The organism is Flammeovirga pectinis (assembly GCF_003970675.1).
In the GTDB taxonomy this organism is placed as follows: Bacteria; Bacteroidota; Bacteroidia; order Cytophagales; family Flammeovirgaceae; genus Flammeovirga; species Flammeovirga pectinis.
Window position 1 is genome coordinate 3,000,371 of the sequence record NZ_CP034562.1, and the last position, 12,652, is coordinate 3,013,022.

A 12,652-nucleotide genomic window follows, 5' to 3' on the forward strand; every position below is an offset into this window, starting at 1 on the left:
TTAATCTTTCCACAAATTATTTGATGCAAACGATAGTACTGCTTCTACACTTTCTTCGTTGTAGCCCATACTTATCATTTGATTTACCATTTCATTATATTTCGATTTCTGGCTATCGTCTCTTGTTTTAGCTTTTAAAATTATTCTTGTAATATCTTTTACAGAAGCCATAAGCTTCTTCTCTATTGCTTCTTTTAATGGTTCGTAGCTAGAATAATGTAATTCTCCATTACGACGTAAAATGTGAGTAACATAACTCATTACATCTTGTCTAAAACCATCTGCAGCTGTTCCGGTTATACCGATTTGTTGTTCTATAGAATCTAAAAATTTCACATCTGGATCAAGTTCTTCGTTATTCTGACTAGTTACTTTACGCTTTAATACATAGGCCTCTACATGGTCTAAGTAATTTTGGAATAACGACTCTGCTTGTTCATCATAAGCATGTACAAATGCTTTTGTAATATCTCCTTCTAACATTTTCAGATATTCTTTGTATAAAATATCCTTTAAGATGTGCATGTAACTATCCTTCACATCCCCTGCCATTGGCTCTTCTTTTAACTTAGTTTGTAAAGCATCTAAAACAGCTATTGGGTGTATTGTATTGGTTTCAGTATCTGATAAAGCGTTATCTAATGATTTCATGATAAAACGAGTAGAAATACCGCTCATTCCCTCATCTTCGTGTTCATCTTTTAACTCAAGAACATTTATACGCTTCGATTGACCATTTTCAGTTACTTCGTCACCATTATACAATTTAAGTTTTGTGAGTAAATCACATTTATTGGTAGGTTTTAATCGGGTAAGAATAGCAAACATAGAAGCTATCTCTAGAGAATGTGGAGCTATATGTGCATTAAAATCTGACTTATTTATAATTTTCTTGTAAATCTTAATCTCTTCTGATATTTCTAAAACATAAGGGACTTCAACTTTCACAATACGGTCTAATATTGCTTCATTAGTATGATCTGCCTTAAACCTATTCCATTCCGCTTCATTAGAGTGTGCTAAAATTACACCATCAAAATAGATCATGCCGTGTTTACCCGGTGCAGGAATTCTTTTTTCTTGTGTAGCCGTAAGCATTACATGTAGGTATTCAATCTCGTTTTTAAACACCTCAATAAACTCCACTAATCCACGGTTGCCTACATTAAAAGCTCCATTAAGTGTCAGAACCCTTGGGTCGTCTTCACTGTACCTGTCTAATTTAGAAATATCTTCGGACCCAATTAATACAGATGTATCTTGGTTATTTGGATCTACAGGAGGTACCATTCCAATACCATGTCTTTTCCGAATACTAAATTCCCTTTTTATAACTTTAAACTTTGTAAAGTCGCCATTGTATTCGTTGTCAAGAATATATTGCGTTACAGGGTCTAACTCTCCTTCAATTTCCACACCTAATCTACTTTCCATTTCTGGACGTAACTCTTTTGGTATTGCCAATAAAGGATTAGTATTCATGGGAGAACCCTCTAAAAAGTAAAAAGGTGCTGATTCTTCTAATCCACTTTTTAATTTTTCTATTAATGATGATTTACCAGCACCAACAGGACCTACTAAAAATAGGACTTGTCTGCTTTCCTCTCCTTTTAAAGCTGCAGAATGAAAGTACCGCACTAACTTTTGTAGTACCCTTTCAATTCCAAAAAATTCATCTTTAAAAAAATTATAACTTTTAAGTTTTGTATGAGGTCCAAAAATTCTTCTTAAACGAACATCTTTTTCTGTATCTAGATTAGAAAAGCCATTTGATGTAATTGATTTATACATCCGCTTATGGGCTAAATCTGATAATTCTGAAGATTTTTGAACCTCTTCTAAGTAATCTAAAAATGAGATACTTTTTACTTCTTTACTTTTTGATTTTCGATAGGAATCAAAGAGTTTCTTGAACTCATTTTGGTCATTTGCAGCATTCATAGTTGTTTTTGATTTGGTTAATAATAGTTTTTCATCAAATGATTGACTTGAAAAACTTTAGCTTGGATAAATTTGTATAGATAAAAAATCTGTCAAGTTTTACTCAACAAATTAGTTATTGGAATTAACTATTATCTATAATATACGATATTAACCAATCAAAATCAATTATAAACAACTACATATCAATCATTTACAGAATACTCCTCTCCTTTTTCATTGATATAAAACGATCTTCCGTTTTGATCTACAACAGGTGCCATACCGTCTTTCATAGCTCCTACGCTAACATATTTACCTAATGGTACAACAACACTTCCGTCTGTTTTTACTATGCCTTCATTAAATTCAAAATCAGTTACTTTTAAATACGGATTACCTTCTTCTACAAATTCTACTGTTGCATATTTTGAAGGAAAAACCGTATTAAAATCTTTATCTAAAAAGCCAATTCCAATTTTCCCATCTCCTTTATCTTGTAAGAACATAAAGGCGTAATGCTCTGGTGCAAATTCAGAAAATTGATAGTCTATATTTTGTTCCCACCCTTTACGGTTGTTACTATAATGTACCGTTCCTTTTTGGTGTCGCATAGAAATAGAATGTCCATTTATAGACTTTCCTGTAAGTTTATCATCTTTTAATGAGTAAAGATCCGTTACTTGTCTTGCTGGGCCGTCTTTCACTTTGCGTTCCAATAAAAGTATCTCATGTGTAAGTTCAATTTCATGCCCCACCGTAGATTCGTATCTCATATCTGTAACAAGACTACGCTTATTAATATCGTAAAAAGCATACTTATCTCCTCTGTTACCGACAATTAAAAGACCGTAATCTTCTACATAAGGGGTATAAAGTTGATCGTATTTAATATCTACAACAAACTCATTTAAATCTATATCATAAACACCTTGCTTATTTTGGTCATCCATTACGATAATCCATTCTACAGGTTTGTCATCTTCTAATACTGGAGAATAGCTTCTCAAAGATTCATAATCGTTTACTAGAATCTCGCCTAAATTATCTTCATCTAAAGATATTAATGTGTGTTTTGTTTCCCCTGTTTCAGAATCAAAAGATATGCCTTGTAAAACTCTGTGATTAAAGTAAACTAAGCTGTCATAACTTAGAGGTATTTCTTCATCATCATTATAGAGCACATAACTACCTGCAGCTACTTTCTTAATTTCTAAACTTGGGTGAGCTTCCACTTTATGATCTTCTAATTCTGATGTTACAATAGTACCATCATCTTCTAAAGAATAAATTATATTCTTAGAGATATAAAGTGCATTATCTGCTAAATTAAATCCTTGAGACTGATAATATTCAGTATCAATTTCTCTAATCTGACTTTCTGAAGGCTGAGTTAGTAACTGTCCTTTTTTATTAATTAGGTTATAACCGTTTACTGTTTTAATAGCAGAGATATCATCCCATTTATCAAAAGTGATCAATTCTGTAGTTGCTATTCCTCTACTTTTTGAATGAGAAACTTTTGGTTCTGTAATCATACTGTATGATACAGGATCTAAAATACCTACACCTTGTTCGTTTTCTATTAAAAGAAAGTTATTTACATCAAAAACTAAAGATTTATAAACTGGATCTATCTTCCATTTTCCTTCTTTAACACTATACAATCCACAACTATTATTTTGATATACTAAATATGTATCAAACTGATCAAAAACTCGGATACTATCATATTTCAAGGGTAATAGTTTATCTTCATTACCACTAATTATTCCGGCTTTGTTCTTAGTGTTATAGACAATGAATTCTTTATCTACTAAAGTTTGCTTTATTTCTAAATATTTAGGTTTAATTACCCATTCCCCATTTAAATCAATTACACCTTTTTTCTGTTTTAGAGTAACAATAGCTAAACCACTGTCGCTAAACGGGTTCACATCATCAAATAAGTAATTGATTACTAGATTATTGGACGTATTACAATATCCCCATTTATTATCTTTACTTACGGGTATTAACTTGTCTTTTTCTGTAGTAGCAATACTATTATTTACACATAAAAATAGGGTTAACAATATAACTGTGATAGTAGACTTCATCTGATTATTTAAATAACGAAATTTTAAGATATATATAAGATAAGCATTTTCATCTTGAGTTCAATTTAGTAAAAACTAATAAATAAACAGTGGTAAAAAAATCCTACTTTACCATTAAATATTACATTAATTAACTAAATGTTATAAAATTAAAAAACTATACAATACATTTGCACAACTTCTATCGAAACTACAAAACAAACTTGCTTCAAAAAAAGGACATAAAGCTTATTACTCCAACCTCAAGTAGGTTAAAGTCGTGTAAAAAAAGAGTTGATATTTTATTCTCTTTATTTTCAGTTCCTTTTTACAAATCAACAAATATTAAACGTAACAAGAACATTTTATATTGTTCTAAAAGTTTACCTTATCAAAATAATGGAGCAAGTATAATAGCATTAATGTTTGCTAGTTTTTTAGGTAGTTTAATAGATGCCTCTCGAGATAAAGGCGATGGGAATAGGTTGTATTTAATTACTACTGTACCAAAGCATATCTATACATTTTTAATTCTAAAAAAAGGAATATTTCCTGTTCATACAAGAGCAGAAAATATTCCTTTTTTCTTTTCCAATTCTCTTATTTATTCAAATCTGATTTAAAAAATCATGAAAAATTTATCACTACTTACCTTATTCGTTTCTGTACTATTTCTGACATTAACAGAATCTATTGCTCAGAACTACAATTCTACTTTTGGTCAAATTGCTTACGGAAGTGGTAATAAAGATTTTCAGTTTGGTAACAATACTGATAATGGAAATATGTGGCTACTAACTTTAGACCACGTTTCTGAATGGAGTTACGGTGGTAACTATGCTTTCATTAATTTTATGGCTGCAGACAACATGATTCCAGATTTACAATTTGATCAAAACGGAGCTCCTATATTCGATCCTGCTACAGGTGCCCCAGTTGAAGGTACGGAAGGGCCTATTCGTTTATATACAGAATGGTCTCCTTGGTTATCATTAAATAAAATTACGGGGAAAGATTGTGGTTTCTGGATCTTTAAAGATTTCTCGGCAGAAGGTCAGTTAAATGTATCTTACTCTGGTTACTATGCACTTTTAGGCGGTTTAGGAGTCACTTTTAAAACAGCTAATTACGATACATTCTTAAAATTGATGGTGTATTATAAATCTGCAATTTTTGCTGGTCAGCAATCTAACTTAGCACAAATAACAGGTGTTTACGACATCCCATTATCAAGAAAATTAGGAATTCGTTTACAAGGTTTCTTCGATTTTATTCCAAATGGTGTTGATACAGAAAACAACAACTATATGTGGGGTACAGATTTCCTTGCTCAACCTAGAGTTCTTTACAACTTAGGACAACACTTTATGCCTGACGAGTTTACAAAACTTGAAGTAGGTTTAGATTTATATATGCATTATAACAGCGAATTATCTGTAACTGCTCCTCAAGCTGCAGTTCGTTTAACATGGTAATTTCTCTGCAACCAATTCAATTAATTTACTAATACTACAACAAACCTGAAATGAATAATTCACAGGCAGAAAATGGATTTTTAGAGCGCTTTTTTAATATTAAAAAGCACGGTTCTACCAAACGTCAAGAAGTAATTGGAGGGGTAACAACTTTCCTTACAATGGCCTACATTATATTTGTTAACCCTAGTATTTTAGGTGAAGCAGGTATGGATAAAGGAGCCTTATTTACTGTAACATGTGTTGCAGCTCTTATTGGTACTTTATTGGCTGCTCTTTGGGCGAGAGTACCTTTTGCAATGGCTCCAGGAATGGGATTAAACGCATTCTTTACTTATGCTTTAGTACTTGGTAGAGGTTTACCTTGGGAAACAGCTTTAGGTATTGTATTTATATCTGGTATTACTTTTATACTACTTACTGTTTTAGGTGTTAGAGAGAAAATTGTAAATGCAATCCCTCTATCGTTACGTTTAGCAACATCAGCTGGTATTGGGCTTTTTATTACTTTTATTGGTTTTAAAAATATGGGTCTAGTAGTTTCTAACCCAGCTACATTAGTTGGTTTAGGACATTTAGGTACACCTACAATTATAGCATTACTAGGTCTTATATTTATAGTTGTTTTAGAAGTAATGAAAGTTAGAGGTGGAATTCTAATTGGAATTATTGTAATGACAATTGTAGGTATGGCTATGGGTGAAGTAGCATTACCTTCAGAAATTGTTTCTTTACCTCCATCTATGGCACCTATTGCTTTTAAACTAGATATAATGAGTGCATTGGATTTAGCATTTATTGCTCCAATATTCTCTTTTATGTTTGTTGATTTATTTGATTCTGTAGGTACAATTGTAGCTTGTTCTTATGAAGCTAAAATGGTAGATAAAAAGGGTAATATTCCTAAAATTGGAAGAATATTAGAAGCCGACTCATTAGCAACTGTAATTGGTTCTGTTCTAGGAACATCTACAACTACAACATATATCGAATCTGCCTCTGGAATTGCACAAGGCGCTAGAACAGGTTTAGCTTCTGTAGTTACTGCTGCTTTATTTGCAATAGCCCTATTATTTGCCCCTTTAGTAACTATTGTTCCTGCATTTGCTACTGCCCCTGCATTAGTTATGGTGGGTATTTATATGTTTAAAAATATAAAAGATATTGAATTTAGTGATTTAGTAGAAGGAGCTCCTGCTTTCTTAACTATTATCTTAATGCCATTAACTTACAGTATCAGTAATGGATTAACATTCGGTTTCCTTTCGTACTTAATTATTGCATTATGCAGCGGTCAGGTAAAAAGAATCTCGAAAGTTATGTGGGTTATTGGTTTACTATCTGCTGTTAATTTATACATTGCAGCACTAGCGTAACACATAACACTCATTAAATATAAAAAAGCAGTAAAGGATTACGATTCTTTACTGCTTTTTATTTTAATATTAGAATTATACATTAAATTGCTTACCACTTTTACTGCAGATTTAAAACTTTATTACTACTCACTTAATGAACAACAACACTAGGTTTGACACTTACCTAAGTCTTGGAAATAGCTTCCACTTTACATACGACTGTTTAAACTTAACAATTTCAAGTATTTCAGATAATCTTGAGAGCGAAACAGGATATATCAAAAATGAGATTCTAAATAATTCGAGTTTTCATTTTACTGACAGTAATTTCTTCAATAAGAATATTAAAAATTATATTAGTATCTATAACTCATTTATAGCGCTACATATTAATACATATATCGATTATAATGTATTTTTTCACTTCCCCTTAATTAGAAAAGATAATTCTGTTGCTGAATGTGTTTGTGAAGTTTCTATAGATCAGTTAACTGCAGGTAATAAAATTGCAATTTGCTCAGCTTCTGTATCTATTATTAAAGATAATTTTCAGAATATTGAAAAAGATGGTATTAGTATTATTACATCAATACATAAATTTTCCTATTCTACTATCCTTTCTCTAGAAGAGTTAGAACAAAATATTAAAACTACTCAATTGTCTGAGAGAGAAATTGAGATTCTATTTTTAGTTAGTAATGGTTTATCAAACCAGCAAATAGCCGACAAAATTAATGTTAGTATACATACTGTTACTACGCATAAAAAAAATATTATTACAAGAACTGGCACATCTAATATTATGAATACTATAAAAAAAGCTGTAAAATTAAAGATGATTTAACTAGCACACTCCATCCTACTTCCCCTACTATTATGATAGATTTAATTGCTACAGATTTTGTAGCTAACCTAACTTACATTTATGAAAATAAAGGTATTGGTAAAAAAATAATTTCCAATACCAATGCATCTTATAATCAAAGTAATACTATAATTGAAAAGAGCAGTTACTTTAATTATCCTGGACCTACTGTCGATTTTATAGTTGATGTTGAAAAATTCACCTTTTTAGTATTAAAAAATAGAGGTATTAACTTCGAGTTTCCAAGCATAGAATCTGATTTATCGTTTCTAATCAAAAGTCTTGATGTATTGACATTAGAAGAAGATAAAGACGTCTACCTTTACTCAATCAATAAACTTTTTAATTACTTTATCTTTCTATTTTATAAAGATATAGAATGTAATTATAGATCAAGTTTTACCTTCAGAATAAATAATTCTAAAGGAATGATCAATCAGTTTATGCAACAAAATATTCCTCTTGAAATCAAAAATGGTCAGATTACTAAATTCTATTCTAGTATTACTGATATATCGCATATATCTACTAAACAGGAATATAAACTGTCTTTTTTTAATATTATTAATAATGATGTACATCATATAGATATAAAGAAATTTACTCATTCTCCTACTGATCAAGTACCAGAAATTAACTTATCGGAAAGAGAGTTAGAAATCCTTATTCATATTTCGAATGGCTTAAATGCAAAGGCTATTGCCATAGAATTAGCTATTTCTATAGAAACAGTGAACAAGCATAAAAAAAATATGATTAAGAAAAATAATGTAAATAACCTGATTCAATTAGCTACTAAAGCCATTAAAAAGGGTATTCTTTAATGCATAACAACATTGAATAAAATAATAATTTAACACTTTATTACTTGTTGAAAGATAGTTGTATAAAGTAAATACTATATTTGCATGTGAATAAAACTGCAGACAAAATTTTTAGTATGTATAAGATAATTTTTAGTTTCTTTTTCTGTTTAACTTTAACGAGTACTGTTTTTGCCCAAAAAGAAGAAGGCAAAAAGAAGAAAAACAAAAAGACAATTACTGCCGATCCAAATGCAAAACTTATAAAACCTACTGATGTAGCCTTTGATGAGAAATCTGGACTGTTTTATATTAGTTCTCCTGGTAACCATGGTATCATAAAAAGAGGTCGCCGAGGAGGTGCTGTTTTTGCCGTAAAAGATTTATTACACCCTAGAGGATTAACTACTTATGGAGGTATTCTATATGTTGCAGATTCCAATAGAGTGGTTGGCTATCAATTAAAAACATCTAAAAAAGTCTTTGAAGAAAATATTGACGGGGCCAATGCTTTACATAGCATAGCTTGTGATGGATCGCATTTATTTGTATCTGACAAATCTGTTTCTAAGATTTTTAAAATCACGATAAAATCTAAGAAACAAGAAATTCTTACTGCTGATATTGTTAACCCTACTGGGTTATATTACGATAAAAAATTAAGAGAAATTTTAATTCTAAGTTCTCAAGAAAGTGGTGGAGGGGTTTATACTTATAACCTTAGAAATAAAGAAATTGAGTTACGATTAACAGTTGATGAATTTCCTTATTTAGAAGATATTACTTTTAATGAATCTATGAGTTATTACATTACTGCTTGGGGAGCAGACCATAAAGAAAATGTAATAATTAAAATTAATAGTAGCTTAAAAAGAGAGGCAAGAGTTATCCAATCTTCTACAGATGGACCAAGTGGTTTACTTTATATAAAAAGAACAAACGAACTGGCCATTGCAAGTGAATATTCTAATAATCTGAATATTATTAAACTAGGTTACTAATTAGATTACAGAAGTAGTTTATAAAAATATTTTACGCTTTACAGTATAAATCCAACTTTTTTGAAGGGGATTTATACTGTAAAGCGTTTTTTTTATGTTATAATATTAAAAATATATAATTAATTCTTCGGTATTTTATAAATTAAAACACGGAATTTAAACTTCACGATTTTATTAACAGAATGAAAAGTATTTTATTGATTGCTACTACACTCTTCTGCTTAGGCTGTAGTAGTTCTGATGAGGTAAATACTGATGTGCGTTACGAGGCTGTAAAGGGGTTTCATAAAGTTGAAACTAGCGATACATTAGACCATGAAAAACTCATCGTTTTTACTGAAATTTCAGATATTGGGAAAGGTACAATTACACGCCCCGAAGGACATATATGGCCAGAAGAAATAACATTAAGAATGCCTTTTGATAGGCTAGAAGGTTTTAAAGCTTATTCTAATACCGACAAAGATCATTTATTTGAGCAATTTTATTCCTCAAATCCGAGACAACCTCAGTATGTTTCAACATTCAAAGGTTCTGAATTAAAAACTTCAATTAAAGATCTACCCTACATAGATATTCAATTACCAAAGGAGATGTTTCAAGACAATCCAAAATTAATTTATGTAGAATGGGTAAATGTTTACCGTAATTAAATGAAAAAAGGACTGCTTCCCCACAGTCCTTTTTTTTATACTCTTTCTTAAAGATTCTATATGAAATGCCGTTTTTTCTATTTTCCCAATAAATAAACCTACCTTTGTGTTTCGTCAAGAAATAAAAAGAAAAAGATGACATTCAAGGAATTAGGAATTCAAGATGCTTTAGTAAAAGCATTAGTAGAAAATGGTATTGAAGAACCTACGGCTATTCAGGAAAAATCAATCCCATTTTTAATCACAAAAGGAACTGATTTTATCGGACAAGCACAAACAGGTACAGGAAAAACAGCCGCTTTTGGCCTTCCTCTTCTTCAGACTGTAAATCCTAAAAGTTCTCAACCTCAAGCTTTAATCCTTTCACCTACACGTGAGTTAGGACAGCAAATTCAGAAGCAATTATTCCGTTTCACAAAATACTATCATAAAGTATTCTGCGAGGCTGTTTATGGTGGAGCTTCTATCGATCAACAAATCAATAACCTAAAGAGACCAACACATATTGTTGTTGCAACTCCTGGGCGTTTATTAGATTTAGTTGACCGTAATGCTATTGATCTGTCTGAAGTTAAAACCGTAGTAATGGATGAGGCTGATGAGATGTTAAGTATGGGATTTAAAGAAGACCTGTCTAAAATTCTTCGTCTTACAACAAATAAAAAAGCGACATGGTTGTTCTCTGCTACTTTCCCTGCAGGTATCAATGATATTGTAAATAAACATATGGATAAAGATGCGTTCCGTATCGAAGTAAATCCATTTAACGTTATCAATAAAAAGATAAAGTTTGAATATATTCTTGCTGAACAAAAACAAAAAATCGAAACATTAAACTGGTTCATTAGATCCCAGGGAGATGCAAGAGGAGTTGTTTTTACAAGAACAAAAGCAGAAGCTCAACAAGTATCTAAGCAATTACATGGTAAACAGTTTAAGGCTGAAGCAATCCATGGTGATTTATCTCAGAAAGAAAGAGATAAAGTAATGCGTGCTTTTAAAGGTAACAAATTACAGATTTTAGTAGCTACAGATTTAGCAGCTAGAGGTATTGACATTGCTGACCTTGCGTACGTTGTTCACTATCAACTTCCAGATAAAATGGAATACTTTACTCATAGAAGTGGTAGAACAGCAAGAGCAGGTAGATCAGGTACTTCTTTATGTATTGTAAGTAAAAGAGAGATGACTAAACTTGATGACATTGAAGATTCTTTAGGAATCACAATGGAACAAATTTTTGATTAATCATCACTCCATTTAGACATAAAAAAAGCGAGTCATTCTTTTATCTAGAATGACTCGCTTTTTTTTGATACTTATTTTCTTAGAAACCGAAGCCACTAGTACTCATTTTATTGTAACCTACAGTAGATAAGTTATACTTTTTATTTACAACCTCTGCCGCTTTTATCATCATGTTCGAGTTATTTTTAGGATCTGTAAAACGTACTCCTAATAATACTTCGCCATCTTCTAATTCAACACCAATTTTCTGAGTTAAGATTTTAGTAAGGTTTTCTAATCCTTTTGCAGGGAAATCTACTTTACCAATAAAGACCTCAACTTTCTGTCCGTCTTTTTCTCCTTCAAAGGCTCTACATTTAGAACCAAGAATTTCTTCTTTAGATTTTTTATTCTCCTTTACGGGAACATCTTTAATGCCCAATACATCTAAAGTTTTTGGATCTACTGGAGATTCTACAGCTATCTTTTGTCCAAACTGACGCATTAATATTAAGTATTTGTTATTTTCAAAATCACATAACATATACTGAGAACCTGCATCTTCTTCTGATACTACTCTTGCTCCCAAATATTCTGCAGGACCTACCAATAAGGTAGCCTTAGGATATTCTTGAACTTTACCGTTTTGAGATTGTTGAAATACAATTTGTTTCTCAAATGGATACGAACCTTGTGCAAATACTGAACAAGCTGTAATTAGTAGTATGGATAGGATCTGAATTAATTTCATCTTATTTAATTTGAAAGTTGAATTCTAAAATAAAAAGTCGATTGTTTACATAAATCTATTCGAACCTAAAAATAAGCATACGAATTGATTACTTCACTTTTTTATCTTGTAATAATTGATAAATATTTGATGCTCCGCTCTCTATAATAACATCTTCTTTAACTGTAAACTCAATATCTGTTCTTTGAGGTTTTAAATGATTCATTTCAATTCCGGCGTTATTTTTTCCTTTACCTTCCTCTAAATGTACCTTTACAACGGTATTCTCTGATCTATAAGTTCCTGAAAATTCGTAAAATGAACCATCAGAATATTCTACAATGTACTTCATTGTACCATTATTATTAAAGGCATATGCTGTCGTTCCTCGTCCAGATGTATGGATATATACTTTAGCGTCTTTTTCAATTATAATATCATCATCTGCAATGATTTGACTTCCAAAACAGAATGAAAACAGTAATAGAAATACTACTCTTATTTTATTTTTCATAGTTGAGTGTCTTTTATTATTTATACTA

At 30.9% G+C, this 12,652-nt stretch carries 12 protein-coding genes; 8 read left to right on the forward strand and 4 right to left on the reverse strand.

What is annotated here, in order from left to right; genetic code table 11:
• Positions 1 to 1,941: a serine protein kinase gene (locus EI427_RS11955; protein ID WP_126614912.1), complete on the reverse strand. Its 1,941-nt coding sequence runs from the start codon at positions 1,939 to 1,941 to the stop codon at positions 1 to 3.
• 185 nt (positions 1,942 to 2,126) lie between these two features.
• Positions 2,127 to 4,019, reverse strand: coding sequence for a WG repeat-containing protein (locus tag EI427_RS11960; protein ID WP_126614914.1), 1,893 nt, complete (start codon positions 4,017 to 4,019; stop codon positions 2,127 to 2,129).
• Positions 4,020 to 4,222: 203 nt separating this feature from the next.
• Between EI427_RS11960 and EI427_RS11965 the strand changes: the two genes are divergently transcribed.
• From EI427_RS11965 to EI427_RS12000, 8 genes are all read left to right on the forward strand, one after another.
• Positions 4,223 to 4,621: a hypothetical protein gene (locus EI427_RS11965; protein WP_126614916.1), complete on the forward strand. Its 399-nt coding sequence runs from the start codon at positions 4,223 to 4,225 to the stop codon at positions 4,619 to 4,621.
• 6 nt (positions 4,622 to 4,627) lie between these two features.
• The gene (locus EI427_RS11970) at positions 4,628 to 5,473 is read left to right on the forward strand and encodes a hypothetical protein (RefSeq protein ID WP_126614918.1); all 846 of its coding nucleotides are present in this window, start codon (positions 4,628 to 4,630) and stop codon (positions 5,471 to 5,473) included.
• Positions 5,474 to 5,523: 50 nt separating this feature from the next.
• Complete coding sequence (locus EI427_RS11975; protein WP_126614921.1) at positions 5,524 to 6,849, forward strand: NCS2 family permease; 1,326 nt, start codon at positions 5,524 to 5,526, stop codon at positions 6,847 to 6,849.
• A 136-nt stretch (positions 6,850 to 6,985) separates the two neighbouring features.
• Positions 6,986 to 7,675: a helix-turn-helix transcriptional regulator gene (locus tag EI427_RS11980; RefSeq protein ID WP_126614923.1), complete on the forward strand. Its 690-nt coding sequence runs from the start codon at positions 6,986 to 6,988 to the stop codon at positions 7,673 to 7,675.
• A gap of 32 nt (positions 7,676 to 7,707) precedes the next feature.
• Complete coding sequence (locus EI427_RS11985; protein WP_126614925.1) at positions 7,708 to 8,520, forward strand: helix-turn-helix transcriptional regulator; 813 nt, start codon at positions 7,708 to 7,710, stop codon at positions 8,518 to 8,520.
• 116 nt (positions 8,521 to 8,636) lie between these two features.
• Positions 8,637 to 9,500, forward strand: a complete 864-nt coding sequence (locus EI427_RS11990) for an NHL repeat-containing protein (RefSeq protein WP_126614927.1) — start codon at positions 8,637 to 8,639, stop codon at positions 9,498 to 9,500.
• A gap of 182 nt (positions 9,501 to 9,682) precedes the next feature.
• On the forward strand, positions 9,683 to 10,153 hold the full coding sequence (locus EI427_RS11995; protein WP_126614928.1) for a hypothetical protein: 471 nt from the start codon (positions 9,683 to 9,685) through the stop codon (positions 10,151 to 10,153).
• Positions 10,154 to 10,288: 135 nt separating this feature from the next.
• Complete coding sequence (locus EI427_RS12000; protein ID WP_126614930.1) at positions 10,289 to 11,401, forward strand: DEAD/DEAH box helicase; 1,113 nt, start codon at positions 10,289 to 10,291, stop codon at positions 11,399 to 11,401.
• A gap of 79 nt (positions 11,402 to 11,480) precedes the next feature.
• On the opposite strand, the gene EI427_RS12005 is transcribed toward EI427_RS12000, so the two are convergent.
• Positions 11,481 to 12,131 (reverse strand): hypothetical protein, encoded by a 651-nt coding sequence (locus tag EI427_RS12005; RefSeq protein ID WP_126614932.1) that lies wholly within the window; start codon positions 12,129 to 12,131, stop codon positions 11,481 to 11,483.
• Between the two features lie 88 nt (positions 12,132 to 12,219).
• On the reverse strand, positions 12,220 to 12,624 hold the full coding sequence (locus EI427_RS12010; protein WP_126614934.1) for a hypothetical protein: 405 nt from the start codon (positions 12,622 to 12,624) through the stop codon (positions 12,220 to 12,222).
• Positions 12,625 to 12,652: the final 28 nt, after the last annotated feature.

Excerpts from the sequence above, each read along its gene's own strand:
- EI427_RS11955 (WP_126614912.1), bottom strand. The coding sequence starts at position 1,941 with ATGAATGCTGCAAATGACCAAAATGAGTTCAAGAAACTCTTTGATTCC.
- EI427_RS11960 (WP_126614914.1), bottom strand. The coding sequence starts at position 4,019 with ATGAAGTCTACTATCACAGTTATATTGTTAACCCTATTTTTATGTGTA.
- EI427_RS11970 (WP_126614918.1), top strand. The coding sequence starts at position 4,628 with ATGAAAAATTTATCACTACTTACCTTATTCGTTTCTGTACTATTTCTG.
- EI427_RS11975 (WP_126614921.1), top strand. The coding sequence starts at position 5,524 with ATGAATAATTCACAGGCAGAAAATGGATTTTTAGAGCGCTTTTTTAAT.
- EI427_RS11980 (WP_126614923.1), top strand. The coding sequence starts at position 6,986 with ATGAACAACAACACTAGGTTTGACACTTACCTAAGTCTTGGAAATAGC.
- EI427_RS11985 (WP_126614925.1), top strand. The coding sequence starts at position 7,708 with ATGATAGATTTAATTGCTACAGATTTTGTAGCTAACCTAACTTACATT.
- EI427_RS11990 (WP_126614927.1), top strand. The coding sequence starts at position 8,637 with ATGTATAAGATAATTTTTAGTTTCTTTTTCTGTTTAACTTTAACGAGT.
- EI427_RS11995 (WP_126614928.1), top strand. The coding sequence starts at position 9,683 with ATGAAAAGTATTTTATTGATTGCTACTACACTCTTCTGCTTAGGCTGT.
- EI427_RS12000 (WP_126614930.1), top strand. The coding sequence starts at position 10,289 with ATGACATTCAAGGAATTAGGAATTCAAGATGCTTTAGTAAAAGCATTA.
- EI427_RS12005 (WP_126614932.1), bottom strand. The coding sequence starts at position 12,131 with ATGAAATTAATTCAGATCCTATCCATACTACTAATTACAGCTTGTTCA.
- EI427_RS12010 (WP_126614934.1), bottom strand. The coding sequence starts at position 12,624 with ATGAAAAATAAAATAAGAGTAGTATTTCTATTACTGTTTTCATTCTGT.